The organism is Candidatus Planktophila limnetica (assembly GCF_002288365.1).
Lineage (GTDB): Bacteria > Actinomycetota > Actinomycetes > Nanopelagicales > Nanopelagicaceae > Planktophila > Planktophila limnetica.
Window position 1 is genome coordinate 1,100,087 of record NZ_CP016782.1, and the last position, 15,235, is coordinate 1,115,321.

14 protein-coding genes are annotated in these 15,235 nt (G+C 44.9%); 1 reads left to right on the forward strand and 13 read right to left on the reverse strand.

Annotated elements, in window-relative coordinates:
- Positions 1-31: 31 nt before the first annotated feature.
- The 13 genes from PHILAsVB114_RS05800 to argS all read right to left on the reverse strand — a co-directional run bounded on the left by PHILAsVB114_RS05800 (position 32) and on the right by argS (position 13,886).
- On the reverse strand, positions 32-454 hold the full coding sequence (locus PHILAsVB114_RS05800) for a Cg1360 family ATP-synthase-associated protein (protein WP_095698422.1): 423 nt from the start codon (positions 452-454) through the stop codon (positions 32-34).
- Positions 447-1,532 (reverse strand): glycosyltransferase family 4 protein, encoded by a 1,086-nt coding sequence (locus PHILAsVB114_RS05805; RefSeq protein ID WP_095698423.1) that lies wholly within the window; start codon positions 1,530-1,532, stop codon positions 447-449. The genes PHILAsVB114_RS05800 and PHILAsVB114_RS05805 overlap by 8 nt, the downstream gene beginning before the upstream one ends.
- A 9-nt stretch (positions 1,533-1,541) precedes the next feature.
- Entirely contained in the window at positions 1,542-2,807 is a 1,266-nt protein-coding gene (locus PHILAsVB114_RS05810) for a serine hydroxymethyltransferase (protein ID WP_095698424.1), read from the reverse strand.
- 18 nt (positions 2,808-2,825) lie between these two features.
- A complete protein-coding gene (locus tag PHILAsVB114_RS05815) occupies positions 2,826-3,470 on the reverse strand; it encodes an L-threonylcarbamoyladenylate synthase (RefSeq protein WP_095698425.1) in 645 nt (214 codons plus the stop codon).
- Positions 3,467-4,321: a peptide chain release factor N(5)-glutamine methyltransferase gene (gene prmC / locus PHILAsVB114_RS05820; RefSeq protein ID WP_095698426.1), complete on the reverse strand. Its 855-nt coding sequence runs from the start codon at positions 4,319-4,321 to the stop codon at positions 3,467-3,469. Before prmC ends, PHILAsVB114_RS05815 begins: the two co-directional genes overlap by 4 nt.
- Positions 4,322-4,329: 8 nt before the next feature.
- Positions 4,330-5,412, reverse strand: coding sequence for a peptide chain release factor 1 (gene prfA, locus PHILAsVB114_RS05825; RefSeq protein ID WP_095698427.1), 1,083 nt, complete (start codon positions 5,410-5,412; stop codon positions 4,330-4,332).
- A 105-nt stretch (positions 5,413-5,517) separates the two neighbouring features.
- A complete protein-coding gene (gene rpmE, locus PHILAsVB114_RS05830; protein WP_095698428.1) occupies positions 5,518-5,724 on the reverse strand; it encodes a 50S ribosomal protein L31 in 207 nt (68 codons plus the stop codon).
- A 111-nt stretch (positions 5,725-5,835) separates the two neighbouring features.
- Entirely contained in the window at positions 5,836-7,377 is a 1,542-nt protein-coding gene (rho, locus tag PHILAsVB114_RS05835; RefSeq protein ID WP_095698429.1) for a transcription termination factor Rho, read from the reverse strand.
- A 147-nt stretch (positions 7,378-7,524) separates the two neighbouring features.
- Positions 7,525-8,454: a homoserine kinase gene (gene thrB, locus PHILAsVB114_RS05840; protein ID WP_095698430.1), complete on the reverse strand. Its 930-nt coding sequence runs from the start codon at positions 8,452-8,454 to the stop codon at positions 7,525-7,527.
- A gap of 1 nt (position 8,455) precedes the next feature.
- Positions 8,456-9,538, reverse strand: a complete 1,083-nt coding sequence (gene thrC / locus PHILAsVB114_RS05845) for a threonine synthase (RefSeq protein WP_095698431.1) — start codon at positions 9,536-9,538, stop codon at positions 8,456-8,458.
- Positions 9,538-10,833 carry a homoserine dehydrogenase gene (locus PHILAsVB114_RS05850; protein ID WP_095698432.1) on the reverse strand — a complete coding sequence of 432 codons (1,296 nt, stop codon included), beginning with the start codon at positions 10,831-10,833 and terminating at the stop codon, positions 9,538-9,540. Before PHILAsVB114_RS05850 ends, thrC begins: the two co-directional genes overlap by 1 nt.
- Before the next feature lie 33 nt (positions 10,834-10,866).
- Complete coding sequence (gene lysA / locus PHILAsVB114_RS05855) at positions 10,867-12,198, reverse strand: diaminopimelate decarboxylase (protein WP_095698433.1); 1,332 nt, start codon at positions 12,196-12,198, stop codon at positions 10,867-10,869.
- Positions 12,198-13,886, reverse strand: coding sequence for an arginine--tRNA ligase (gene argS / locus PHILAsVB114_RS05860; RefSeq protein ID WP_095698434.1), 1,689 nt, complete (start codon positions 13,884-13,886; stop codon positions 12,198-12,200). Before argS ends, lysA begins: the two co-directional genes overlap by 1 nt.
- Positions 13,887-14,080: 194 nt before the next feature.
- Between argS and PHILAsVB114_RS05865 the strand changes: the two genes are divergently transcribed.
- Positions 14,081-15,148: a sugar ABC transporter substrate-binding protein gene (locus tag PHILAsVB114_RS05865; protein WP_095698435.1), complete on the forward strand. Its 1,068-nt coding sequence runs from the start codon at positions 14,081-14,083 to the stop codon at positions 15,146-15,148.
- The last annotated feature ends 87 nt before the right edge of the window (positions 15,149-15,235 follow it).

Sequence of the window (15,235 nt, forward strand, 5' to 3'; positions counted from 1 at the left end):
ACTCCCCTTTGGATTGCGCTAACTACTTCAGCTAATTCTTAGAATTAGGCAGGGGTAAATGTATGCGCAACTTCATGTAACTTGCAATTTCCCCACCCAACCAAGCAAATGTGAGCGCAATTGCGGTGGCACCAAAACTTGTTCTGTTTATCGTATCTCTGGAAGTAAAGGCGCTGAGAAGGTATAAAAATACGCCAAGAAAAAGTAGCTTCGCAAAATATGAAAATACTGCCAATGCCATTGTGCTCATGGGATCAAGATTTCGTGCAATGCGTGATACACCGATGTGGATGGCAAAATAAATAATTACAACAAATTGTGCGATTAGTGCGCCTAAAAATCCTGGCAATCCAACTATGAATGTGCATAAGCCGATTGCAATAATTCCAACAATAAATGAAGGAACAAGTGCTCCACGAAGCATGAGGCTTTCAGAACTTTTTTGATCAGACATATATGGAGTCCTTTTTACCACTTTGAGTAACCACAATCGCGATCGTGGCAAGGGCTGCTGCGGTAAGTAGTGCAACCCACGCCGGCGCAAAGGCAGAAATCGTAATTGGAAAAGCCAGAGTTGCAGTCCATAGATACATGATTATCGCGGTACGCACGTGCGAGTTTCCAGCAGCGAGTAAACGATGGTGAAGATGATCTTTATCTGGTGCAAATGGTGAACGACCTGCGCGTAAGCGTCGTGCAATTGCCAGTACTAAATCTGCCAATGGAATCGCAAGAACTGCAAATGGAAGCAAGAGCGGAAGCAGAGTCGGACCAACTTTTACTGCTGTAATTGCATTTGGATCTACTTGCCCAGTTAATGTAATGGCTGCAGAGGCTAGTAATAAACCTAAGAACATTGAGCCAGAATCGCCCATAAAGATGCGAGCGGGGTGAAAATTATGTGGCAAGAATCCAAGGCAAATTCCAATGAGCACTGCAGTCATAAGAGATGGTGCACCAGCGCGACTAAAGCCCCAGACAACAGCTAACAGGTATGCAAAGGTAAAGAAGGCAGCCCCTGCAATGGCCACAATGCCCGCTGCTAATCCATCTAATCCGTCAATGAAGTTAACCGCGTTAATAGTTACTAAGACGATTAGGACTGTGACAAGTTGTCCGATGCTGGGTGGAAGAGTGATGACACCATTTATTGGAAGCCATAAAATCTGGATTCCATAAATAAGCAAAATTCCTGCGGCAAGTGCTTGTCCGGCTAACTTTGTCAGAGCATCTAATTGATAGCGATCATCTGCCATGCCAAGTACGACTAGAAAAGTTCCGGCTAGGAAAATTCCTTGTGCCTCATGGCCAAAAGATTTTCCAACCAGTGTGAGATGTTGAACGATGATGAAAGTAAGTGACATAGCCGCCCACATAGCAACCCCACCCCACCGTGGAGTTGGAGAAGTGTGAACATCGCGGGTGCGCACCAATGCGACGGCGCCAAATTTAGATGCAAGAGTTCGAACAAATGGAGTGATCAGATAACACAGCGCTGCAGAGAGCAGCAAAGTGAACATGTACTCACGCATGGAGTAAGTCTATGCGTTATAAATTGGGAATTTCGAAGTTAAGGCGTGAACTTCACTCTTAATTCCTGATAACACCGCTGGATCTTCGCTGCGGATTGCGCGAGAAATCAAAGACGCAATCGTCTTCATTTCTTCAACGCCCATACCTTGTGTGGTTGTTGCAGGAGTTCCCACGCGAATACCACTTGTGATTCCTGGCTTTTCTGGATCAAAAGGAATTGAATTCTTATTAAGAACAATGCCTGCATTGCCACAGCGTTCATCTGCAACTTTTCCATTAACGCCAGTACCGCGGATATCAATGAGTGCGAGGTGTGTTTGTGTTCCGCCAGAAACTGCGCGCATACCCTCACCTTCAAGTGCTGAGCACAGTGCTTTTGCATTGGTAATAACATCTTTTGAATACTTTTGATATTCAGGTGTTGCGCACTCTCGAAGCGCGACAGCCTTGCCAGCGACTGCAGACATAATCGGTCCGCCTTGCATTCCAGGAAAGACAGATTTATCAATTGCAGCAGCGTGTGCTTCTTTGGTAAGAATCATTCCACCGCGTGGACCACGTAAAACTTTATGTGTTGTAAATGAAACGACATCTGCATATGGCACCGGTGAAGGAATAGCTTTTCCAGCCACCAAGCCAATGAAGTGCGCAGCATCGACCCACATGATTGCGCCAACCTCATCGCAAATTGCACGGACCTTTTCAAAATCAACAAGACTTGGATAAGCAGTAGCACCAGAACAAATCATCTTTGGTTTGTTGGCAATAGCAAGATCGCGCAATTCGTCATAATCAATGAGTTCAGTATCTTGGCGAACTCCATATGAAACTACGTTAAACCACTTTCCAGAAAAGTTAACAGGAGAACCATGTGTGAGGTGTCCACCGTGTGATAACGACATAGCAAGAACTGTGTCACCAGGTTTTGTAAATGCTTGATACACAGCGATGTTTGCACTTGCACCTGAGTGTGGTTGAACGTTGGCATGATCTGCACCAAATAAAGATTTAGCACGTTCGATTGCAAGGTATTCGGCCTTATCTACTTCTTCGCATCCACCGTAATAACGCTTGCCTGGATAACCTTCTGCGTACTTGTTTGAAAGAGTTGAACCAAGGGTTGCAAGCACTGCACGTGAAGTGAAGTTTTCACTTGCGATTAATTGAAGATTGGTTTGTTGGCGCTTGAGTTCTGAGAGCAAAACCGCAGAAATTTCTGGATCTTGCTTGCTCAACAAATCAAAGTCTGGTCCGTAGAAAATATCTTTCGTCATTTGCAGATTCTAATCTGACTAGGCGAAATTGTCAGGAGATACTTTTTGAAGGGATTCACGCGAGATTGCACCTTCTCGAATGAGTTCCATTCCATCATCTGAAACGTTTATGACGGTACTGCGAGGTCCGGCTGGTAGATGGCCACCATCGAAAATTACATCCACACCTGGATTCTCAAATCTCTCGACATCGAGCAATGTTGGCAATCCATTATTTGTAATACTTGCAATTGCCAATGGTCCGCTCTTTTGCATCAAATCCAAAACGAAACCTTCTTGTGGCACTCGCAAACTAATGAGATCAAGTCTTTGTGAATCTCCTAAATCCCATGCCAATCCAACTTGTGGTTTCACGTTAACACTTAACAGCCCTGGCCAGAACGCATCCGTAATTTTTTGAACATCATCTCGCATGCTGCGTGATAATCCTTGTGCAGTTTTAGCTGTTGAAATTATTACTTGCGAAACCACACCGAGAGCATCGCCACGAAGTACGTGCATTGCTCGAACAGCAAAGTGGCTAAATGCATCGCATGCATAGACATATCCATGTTCGAGTGGAACAACGATGACATAACCATCACGAATTGATTTAAGTCCTCGTGCTAAATGTTCAGCAGGGTCACCAGTGGTGATGTCCACTCTTTCAACTGGGTTGCTCATATATCTTTCCGTATCGCGCTAGTCCAACGTGGTCGACCAACTAAATCCTGATGTAACTGTATCTCTTGAAAATCATGGCTTAGTGCATCGGCAATCAAAGAGCCCTGTAATTCATTGTGCTCGATTGCCAATAAACCACCTGATTTAAGTAGGCGAGCAGAAGCTGCAATAAATGCACGGGGTGCATCCATTCCATCTTTGCCTCCAAAGAGTGCAATAGCTGGTTCGTGTTCAACAACATCTCTTGGTAGATCTGACTCATCCTGAATATATGGCGGATTAGCAATGATGACATCGCATTTAATGCCAATGAGTGCGTCGCTGACATCGCTATGAACAATCCGTAAATCTTCAATAATTGCTTCAACATTTTTCTTAAGCCACACAAGTGCTTCATCGCTTTTTTCAACTGCTATCACTCGACTGTTAGGCGCCTCTGTTGCGATTGCAAGTGCCAGTGCTCCAGAACCTGATCCAAGATCTACGACACTTACCGGTGCGGGCAAATTAGAAATATGTGTAAGAACTGCGCCAACTAATAGCTCACTCTCTGGTCTTGGAACTAATACTCCTGGGCCCACTTTTAACTCAAGATTTCTAAAGTATGCGGTGCCTGTGATGTATTGAAGTGGTTCGTGAAGAATTCTTCGGGCCAATAAGTCATGAAAGGTATCTAGTGCAATTGATGTATCGCCAAGGGATGCCAGCGTGCGCTCTAGAACTAGTGGGTTATGTAGATCCATCCGCGAGATTCCTAGAACGTGTGCCAACAATATTTCAGCATCTATGCCATCGATTTCTGAAAGGGCTAGTTGTTCTTTTGCATCCTTTAAAGTCTCGCGCACGTTCATACTTGTATTTATTCTGTCGAAGCTAACTTTGCTGCTTTATCAGCATCTAATAAAGATTGAATGACATCATCTAATTCGCCATTTAAGACGATGTCTAAGTTATTAGATTTGTAGTTAACGCGGTGATCACTCAACCGGTTTTCAGGAAAGTTATAGGTTCTGATGCGCTCGGAACGATCAACGGTTCGAACCTGATTCTTACGTTCAGCCGATGCGACTGCAGCTGCTTTTTCTTGTGCATCAGCCAAAAGGCGTGCACGCAAAATACGAAGCGCTGACTCTTTGTTCTGTAATTGGCTCTTCTCGTTTTGGCAAGAGACCACAATGCCTGTTGGCACGTGTGTTAAACGTACTGCTGAATCCGTTGTATTTACGCTCTGTCCACCAGGACCTGATGAGCGATACACATCTACGCGGACATCATTCATATTTAATTCAACGTCAATTTCTTCTGCTTCAGGAAGAATCAAAACTCCAGCAGCCGATGTGTGAATTCGGCCTTGACTCTCTGTTTCTGGAACGCGTTGCACGCGATGTACTCCGCCTTCAAATTTCAAACGTGCATATGGTGATTCACCAGGTGCTGCTGTGCCTTTGGATTTAACTGCAACAGAAATATCTTTGTAGCCACCCATTTCACTTTCAGTGGCATCGAGAATTTCAACTTTCCAATTTCGTTTTTCGGCATATCGCATATACATGCGCAATAAATCTCCTGCAAAAAGAGCGGACTCATCTCCGCCTGCGCCAGCTTTAACTTCCAGAATCACATCTCGATCATCATTGGGATCTCGTGGAAGTAATAACTCTTCTAGTTTTTCGGCAGCCTTCTGTGCTGTTTCTTCTAGTGCAGGAATTTCAGATGCAAAATCTGGATCAGTGGCTGCTAACTCTCTTGCAGCGTTTAGATCATCATCGGCGCTCTTCCACTCTTTAAATCCAGCAACGACTGGACCGAGTTGTGCGTAGCGACGACCAAGTTGGCGTGCCTTGCCTTGATCATCGTGAAGTGAAGGATCAGCCATGGCTGCTTCTAGTTCTGCGTATTCGCGAACCATTTCGTGTGCAGATGCAAAACGATCATTTGTCATTGTGGCTTCTCCTTTCCTTTAGTTTCGCTTAATAACAAGATCTGTAACAGAAAAGCAAAAGACCGCAACCACTACCCAAGTAGTGAATGCGGTCTCTTTAGAAAGCTATTTTTTACCGAAGCGCTCTTCGAACTTCGCTACGCGTCCACCAGTATCAAGGATGCGCTGCTTGCCGGTGTAGAAAGGATGGCAGACAGAACATACTTCAACATAAATTGAACCGCTTGTAACAGTTGAACGGGTAACAAACTTTTCACCGCAACCACAAGTTACTTGAGTCTCTTTGTACTCTGGATGGATCTCTGACTTCATTTCATTTCCTCTTTCGTGTCTGGGTCGTGATATTCACGTGAACCAGACTGACGGTTAATAGGGCTAAAGGTTAACCCCATCAGGTGGGTATTTAAAAATTTGAGCGTGAACTTATCCTTCAGATCCTGGTCCGACAGTTGTCTTCTGGATCTGCATTAAGAATTCAACGTTGGACTTAGTGCCCTTCATCTTTTCCAGGAGTAATTCGAGTGCTTGTTGTGGTTCAAGTGCGTGAAGTACGCGACGAAGTTTCCACACAATATTAAGTTCTTCTGTTCCCATAAGAATTTCTTCTTTACGAGTACCGGATGCAACAACGTTCACTGCAGGGAAGATTCTCTTATCTGCCATACGGCGATCAAGAATGAGTTCCATGTTTCCAGTTCCCTTGAACTCTTCGAAGATAACTTCATCCATACGAGAGCCGGTATCAACTAGAGCAGTTGCAAGAATTGTGAGTGAGCCACCATCTTCGATGTTACGAGCAGCACCGAAGAACTTCTTTGGTGGATACAAAGCTGCTGAATCAACACCACCAGAGAGGATTCGACCTGACGCGGGTGCTGCAATGTTGTATGCGCGACCTAGACGTGTAATTGAATCAAGAAGCACAACAACATCGTGTCCAAGTTCAACTAGACGCTTTGCACGTTCAATTGCTAACTCTGCAACTGTTGTGTGGTCATCGGCAGGGCGATCAAATGTTGAGGCAATAACTTCGCCCTTTACTGAGCGCTGCATATCTGTCACTTCTTCTGGACGCTCATCTACGAGCACAACCATCAAGTGACACTCTGGGTTATTTGTTGTAATTGCATTGGCAATTGCTTGCAACACCATTGTCTTTCCAGCCTTTGGTGGAGAAACAATAAGTCCGCGCTGACCCTTACCAATAGGTGAGATCAAATCAATAACGCGCGTGGTCAAAATATTTGGTTCAGTTTCAAGGCGTAAACGCTCTTGTGGATACAGCGGAACTAGTTTGTTGAATTCAACGCGGTTGCGTACTTCATCAGGATTTGATCCGTTGATTGTGTCCAACACAATGAGTGCGTTGAATTTTTCACGACGTTCACCTTCATTTGGCTGGCGAACCTGACCTGTGACGACGTCACCTTTGCGCAATCCGTATTTACGCACTTGCTGCAGTGATACATACACATCATTTGGTCCAGGTAAATATCCACCTGTTCGAATAAATGCATAGCTTTCAAGAATGTCTAGAAGACCGCCTACAGGAAGTAGTACGTCGTCTTCTGAGAGAACTGGTTCGCGTTCTTCACGGTTTCCACGATCGCGATTGCGATCACGTCCGCGACCACGATCACGTCCGCGACCACGGTCATTGCGATCAAAACGATCGCCGCGGTTGCTTGAAGAATCACTGTCGGAATCTGAGTCATCATTGGAATCTGAATCGCGTGGCGCATCTTTCTTATTACGATTATTGCGCGCTTCGCGACGAGCTTCTCGTTCTGCTTTGGCTGCTTCTCTGTTGGCTGCTTGTAAATCAGCAATTGCCTGAACGAGAGCATCTTTCTTTAGTTTAGGAGCCCCTTCAATACCGAGTTGCGAAGCTACTTCCTTGAGTTTCGGAAGAGACATTGCATTTAACTCTGGGCTGTCTGAACGTATTGGTTCTTTTTCTGTCATTGTTTTCATTTCAGTAATGGCCTTAAGGATTGCCCAAAAGGAGCGAGTAATTTATTTATCTGAAAAAATCTTGCACCGATTAACTAGAGCCGGCTGATCAGATGTCATAAGGGTAGCACCGAGGCGCCAGTCCCTACAAATTCTCAATTAAGCGATGATTCCCGCTCCGGTCGTGCAAATATTCAAGGCTTTGACCTCAAAGGCAGAACCAGCTGCTCGCTGTAATTCAGCGATCTCATTGGCATCACCATTGTGAAGAGCCAGCACTGTTGGGCCTGAACCCGAAATAAATGCTGCAACACCAGCACCACGTAGTTTATTAACAAGGGCAAAAGATTTAGGCATAGCCTCTTGACGAAACTTTTGGTGAATGAAGTCTTCCGTTGCAATAAACAATAAATCTGGTCGGGAAGCCAGGGCATGCACAAGTAATTCTCCGCGAGTTGTATTAGCTGCTGCATCTGCGTGAGCAATGCTCTCTGGAAGAAGTTTGCGAGCCTTTGACGTTGCAACGGCTCCCTCTGGAATAAATGCAATAGCACTAATGCGTGGGTCTACATGAATTTGAACAGCACGCGCGATGTTCTTGCCACGCTGATCTTCAGTCCAAGAAATCGTTGCACTTCCAAAGAGAGCAGCAGCAACATTATCTGGATGACCTTCCATTTCTGTTGCAAGGTTTAATAAATCCTCATTACTCATTTTTTCTTCACCAGTTAATACAAGAGATCTGGCCAGCATGAGTCCGCCAACAATTGCACTTGCAGAAGATCCCAAGCCGCGTCCATGTGGAATGACATTCAGTGCTCGAATTGCAACACCCTTTGGTTCGCCGCCTAAAAATTTAAATCCTTTATACATTGCCTTAACAAGTAAATTCTTATCTGTGCGTGGCAAAACATCGGCGCCTTCGCCAGAAATATCAATATCTAATCCTGGATCATCGAGAATTTGTGCGACATAGCGGTCATACATACCGAGAGCTAAACCGAGAGAATCAAAACCAGGACCTAGGTTTGCACTAGTTGCTGGAACTTGAATTTGTATGGTGTTTGCGCGAAAAGTTGGTTTAGCCATTTTATGAAAGACCTAACGCCTTTGCCGCCGCCTTGACACTTACTGGCACGACAACTGGTTTCTTAGCGCCTTCTAGTGCCCATGGAATATCTTTTAAACCATGGCCAGTTACGGTAATAACAATGGTTTTATTCTTTGGAAGCTTTCCTGCCTTTTGATACTTAATAAGTCCTGCTAATCCAGCAGCAGATGAAGGCTCAACGAAGATTCCTTCTTTCGATGCGATCAGGTGATAGGCAGCGAGAATTTCTTTATCTGTCACAGCATCTATTAACCCACCTGAAGAATCGCGCGCATCAATTGCTTGTTGCCATGATGCTGGATTGCCAATTCGAATTGCTGTTGCAATCGTATTTGGATTCTTAACAATTTTTCCTTTAACAATTGGCGCAGAGCCTGCTGCTTGAAATCCCCACATTGCGGGCAATTGTGAACACATGCGATCAGAACGGTATTCCTTATAGCCCTTCCAATACGCAGTAATGTTTCCTGCATTACCAACAGGCAGAGCGTGAATATCTGGTGCATCACCTAAAGCATCGACTACTTCAAAGGATGCAGTTTTTTGTCCTTCGATTCGGTATGGATTAACTGAGTTGACTAGTGCAACTGGGAAATTTTCAGATAACTCACGCGCAAGTGTTAAGCAATCATCAAAGTTTCCATTTACTTGCAAAATTTTTGAACCATGTGCAACGGCTTGCGCTAATTTTCCTAGGGCAATTTTTCCTTTAGGAATAAGTACTGCCGGAACCATTCCAGCTTTAACCGCATAGGCAGCAGCAGAGGCCGAAGTATTTCCAGTGGATGCACAAATAACAGCTTTTGATCCATCTTCGGCTGCTTTAGAAATTGCCATTGTCATGCCGCGATCTTTAAATGATCCTGTTGGATTTAAACCTTCATACTTAATCCACACATCATTTTTTAATAACTCAGAAAGATTGCAAGCATAAATGAGTGGAGTTCCACCTTCATTAAGGGTAACTACAGGAGTCTGATCTGAAACAGGCAAGCGATGACGATATTCGTTAATTACTCCGCGCCATTGATGCGCTCCTGGTCTGCGAGAAAAAATAGACATCAGGATTGCGACCCAAGCACTCGCAGAACACTTTCAACTTTAGTAACGATGTCCATCTTTGATAACGCACTGACTGTTGAACTAAGTGCTTCTTCAGTGGCGCCGTGGCTTACAACAATAAGTTCAGCATCATTTCCACGACCTGATTGACGAACTGTTTGAATTGATACGCCTTCTTTAGCAAATACTTGAGCAATAGCAGCTAAAACACCTGGCTTATCAGCAACATTTAAACGAATAAGAAATTGTGTTTTTGTATCACCGATTGGCGCAATTGCGCGATCGGCATAATCGCTTTCACGTGGGCCTACTGAATCGCTGACTCGATGGCGCGCCACTGCAACAACATCTCCCAAAATTGCACTTGCAGTTGGGGCACCGCCTGCTCCAGGGCCGTAAAACATTAATTGACCTGCAGACTTTGCTTCAACGAATACAGCGTTAAATGCATTGCGAACTGCGGCCAGTGGATGACTACGGGGAATAAGAGTTGGGTGAACACGTACTGAAATTCGATCATCGGAAGTGAGTTCTGCGATGGCTAGTAATTTAATAACGTGATTCATTGTCTTGGCCACTGCAACATCATCTGCAGTAATAGATGAAATACCTTCACGGTAGACATCATCAACACTTACGCGTGAATGAAATGCAAGACCGGCAATGATTGCAGCCTTTGATGCAGCATCTATTCCTTCAACATCTGCAGTTGGATCGGCTTCTGCATAACCAAGACTCTGCGCTTCTTTGAGAACATCAGCAAATGCACGACCTTCTTCATCCATCTTTGTAAGAATGTAATTTGTTGTTCCATTGACGATTCCCATAACGCGAGTAATCTGATCGCCAACAAGTGATTCGCGCATTGGGCGAATAATCGGAATGGCACCTGCAACGGCTGCTTCATAGTAAAGATCCACGCCCTTGTTATCTGCGGCTGTAAAAAGATCTGCGCCATGTAAGGCAAGGAGTGCTTTATTGGCTGTAATTACAGATTTACCATTTTTGATTGCAGCAAGAATTAATTCGCGAGCAGGATCTATTCCACCCATTACTTCAATAATGATGTCAATCTCAGAATCATCAATTACTGATTGTGCATCAGTTGTAAAAAGTGATTGATTAATTCCTTCGCGAGCTGCTTTGATATCTCGAACTGCAATTTTCTTTAAGATTAACTTCGCACCGGCGCGAGTAGAAAGTTCTGCATTATTTTTTTCTAGCAGCGCAGCAACTTGGCTGCCGACAACGCCGCAGCCAAGCATGCCAATATAAATATTTTTATGCGCGCTCATGTGCTTATTCTTTCACAGATGAGCAGATGCGCGTTAAATATCTAGGCGCAGGAGATCTTCAATGCTCTCACGACGCAGGATTACTCGAGCTTTTCCATCTTTAATGGCTACAACAGGCGGACGCGAGATGTGGTTGTAATTGGTGGCCATGCTGCGACCGTATGCACCTGTTGCTGGCGTGGCAAGTAAATCCCCGGGAATGACATCTGCCGGAAAATCTATGTCTTTAATAATGATGTCCCCTGTTTCGCAATGTTTTCCAACGATGCGCGTTGCAATCTTTTTAGCCGTTGATTCACGATTGGCAAGAACGGCTGTGTATTCGGCGCCATATAAAGCTGTGCGCAAATTATCACTCATGCCACCATCTACTGAAACGTAGTTTCGGGTGGATGCATTTTCTAGCGTGACAACTTTTGTTGTCCCAACTGTGTAAAGCGTAAACATAGAAGGCCCAACAATGGTGCGCCCTGGTTCAATAGAAATCTTCGGAACATTAAGCGAGTGCTTTGCACAAGAATCTTTGACAACTTTTGCCAATGTGCCAAGCACATCTGAGGCTTGAATCTCTGATTCGTTATCTAGGTATGCAATTCCATATCCCCCGCCCAAATCAAGTTCTGGTAACTGCTGACCGAACTCTGAATTGAACTTTGCCAAGAGCTCGATGAGTCGATCGGCTGCAATAGCAAATGGCTCTGTTTGAAAAATTTGTGAACCGATGTGTGAATGTAATCCGCGCAGTTCAAGGCTGGCGTGTTTTTTGGTTTCGACAATTGCTTGCCACGCAGCGCCACTGGCAATAGAAAAACCAAACTTCACATCTTCATGCGCGGTTGCAATGGATTCATGAGTATGTGCTTCGATTCCTGGAGTTAAACGAAGCAATACTCTTTGAGTCTTTCCTGCCGATTGTGCGGCGGCCGCAACTCGTTCGATTTCAAAGAGTGAATCAATAACTATTGCCCCAACACCTGCGGCAACGGCTTGTTCAATTTCATCTACTGATTTGTTGTTGCCATGTACTTCAATGTTTTCAGCCTTAATGCCGCCTTTGAGTGCCACTGCTAATTCGCCACCTGTGCAGACATCTATTCCGATACCAAGATCTTCAATCCAGCGTGCAACTTCTACGCAGATAAATGCTTTTGCTGCGTAATACACACGACCTGCTTGCGGACCAAATGCTTTAGATAGTTCGGAGTTCCAATGCAGTGCGCGAGTGCGAAAATCATCTTCATCTAAGAAAAATGCTGGAGTTTTAAATTCAGAAGCCAGAGCTGTCGCAGAAATACCTGAGCAGGTAAGTACACCATTATTGATGGTTACATTTTTAGACCACAGGGGCTGTAAATTTTTGCTCATCACATTTTCTCCGGTGCGCTCACGCCAAGTAAATCTAAACCATTTTTAATAACTTGCTTAGTAGCCGCACATAAATTTGCACGGGCGCTATGAAGGGAAGAAATAGATTCATCGCCCAGTGGCAAGACGCGGCAATCAGCATAAAAACCGTGATAAACCCCAGCTAGTTCTTCGAGATAACGAGCGACTCTATGGGGCTCTCTCATTTCTGCAGCGCCTGCAACAATTTTTGGAAACTCTGCAAGTGCTCCGAGTAATTCATTCTCGCGATCATGTGTGAGCTGGGTTGGATCAAAGTTTTCAAGTCCCACAGGAATTTTTAACTCTTGCGCATTTCGCAATACGCCAGCAATACGAGCGTGTGCGTACTGCACGTAATAGACAGGATTTTCATTTGTATTTCGCTTTAACACATCAATATCTAGAATCATCGGAGCATCTACTGGATAGCGAATCAATGTGTATCGCGCAGCATCTACGCCGACTTTTTCAACGAGTTCTTCGAGGGTAATAATTGTTCCGGCGCGCTTGGATAGTTTTACTTCTTCCCCGCCTTCCATAATTTTTACTAACTGACCAATTAATACATGGATGTTGTATTCAGGATTATCACCGGCACACGCAGCAGTAGCTTTCAAGCGACCCACGTAACCATGGTGATCTGCGCCCAACATATAGATACAGATATCAAAGCCACGATCACGTTTGTTAATGTAGTAAGCAGTATCTGATGCAAAGTAGGTTAAGTCGCCATTGGCCTTTGTGAGCACGCGATCTTTATCATCACCGAAATCTGATGTGCGAAGCCAGGTTGCACCCTCTTCTTCAAAGACATGACCTTGCTTACGCAGCTTGACCATTGCAACATCTACAAAACCGCCCTCATGCAGCGAGCGCTCTGAGAACCACACATCGAAGTGAGTTCCAAAATTATCTAGTACTCGTTTTTGATCACCTAGTTGCCACTTGTAACCACGTTCACGAAATTCATTGACGCGCTCTGGTTCGGGCAAAGCAATTAGTTTTGAATCTTGGGCAACTAGTGTTGCTGCAATATCGCCAATGTATTGACCTTGATAACCATCTTCTGGAATTGCTTTGCCAAGTGCTGTGGCTTCAAGGGATGCACCAAATAAATCCATCTGGTTGCCACGATCGTTAACATAAAATTCGCGAGCAACATCGGCACCGGCTGCACTTAATACGCGGCCGAGGGCATCGCCCACTGCTGCCCATCTAGTGTGACCAAGGTGTAATGGCCCTGTTGGATTTGCACTGATGAATTCAAGATTGATGCGCACACCTTTAAGGCCAGTGCTCTGACCATAGTGTGATTGTGCATTAATGATTGTGCGAACAAGTTCGGCTTGGCTTGCTCTATTTAACGTAATGTTAAGAAAACCGGGCCCTGCGATATCTACTCTTGCAATTTCAGGGATCACCGCCAAATTTGATTGCAAAATGGTTGCAACCTCTCGTGGATTTTTTCCTGAGGGCTTTGCTAATTGCAGTGCAATAGAAGTTGCATAATCACCATGGTCGCGATTTTTTGGGCGCTCCAGTGCAATGGTTTCTGGAAGTGCGGTACTAATCTCTTTAGGTAATTGCCCTGATGAAATAGCAGCCAAGATCGCTGTGCGGATATGGGCGGAAATCTGCTCTGAAAGGGAGATTTCTGTGCTGCTCACCTGCCAAAGGCTACCCTTTGCGCCTGCGCTCTCGCTTTGTTACCGAATTGTTATTTCGGATTGCCTTCAATGAGCGTATGCAAGGTGTGACCTTTCTGGCCTTTAAAGATAGCGTCACCCGTGGTTCGGCCCCCTTTAACTGGTTGGAACAGTTTCAACCAGGGGCGTTCCACCTTTCGAAAGGTAATAAATCTATGGCAAAGCGCCGTTTAGCGATGACTGCAGCACTTGCTGCATTTGCAATCGCACTAACAGGTTGCTCATCGAGCGACAGTTCTGCTGACGGTTTCGTCGGTGTAATCCTTCCAGATGCTGCTTCATCAGCTCGCTGGGAAACTGCTGACCGCGGATTCCTACAAGCTGCATTTGATGCTGCAGGTGTAAAAGTTGATATTCAGAATGCAAACGGCGACAAGGCCGCATTCCAGACAATCGCTGATCAAATGCTTTCAGCAGGTGCAAAGGTTCTCATCATGGTGAACCTTGATTCAGATTCAGCTAAGGCTGTTCAGGATAAGGCTGCTTCACAAGGCGTTCCAACAATTGACTACGACCGTCTAACACTTGGCGGTTCAGCTTCTTACTACGTTTCATTTGATAATGAAGCAGTAGGCAAGCTACAAGGTGAAGGTATTAAGGCATGTCTTGACGCTGCTGGTAAGACATCAGCACGCATCGTTTACCTAAACGGTTCACCAACTGATAACAACGCAACTCTTTTCAAGGCTGGATACGATTCAGTACTCCGTCCATTGATCGATTCAAAGGCCTACACATTGGTCGATGATCAAGCTGTCCCAGACTGGGATAACGCAAAGGGTGGAGTTATTTTCGAACAGCAACTTTCAAAGGCTGGCGGAAAGCTTGATGCAGTTGTTTCAGCTAACGAAGGTCTTGGACTTGCAGCTGTAGCAGTTCTTAAGAAGAACAAGCTAAACGGCAAGGTTTGTGTATCTGGACAAGATGCAACTGTTGACGGATTGCGCGCAATCCTTACAGGTGACCTTTCAAACACTGTTTACAAGGCAATTAAGGCAGAAGCAGAAGGCGCTGCAACTTTGGCAATCGCATTGCTTAAGGGCGAAGATGCAACAACTGCTACAGGTTCAGTGAACAACGGAGCAATTGATGTTCCTTCAGTTCTACTAGTACCAGTCGGAATCACAAAGGCTAACGTCAAGGACGTTATTGCTGATGGCTTCCAGAAGAAGGAAGATGTCTGTATGGGCATCGAAGATCTCTGCACAGCTAACGGACTATAAAAAGTTCGATAATTTGCGGAAAATGAAATAAGTTTCGGCCCGGGGGTTAAAAGCCCCGGGCCGAAATTCTTTCTACTAGAACTAGAG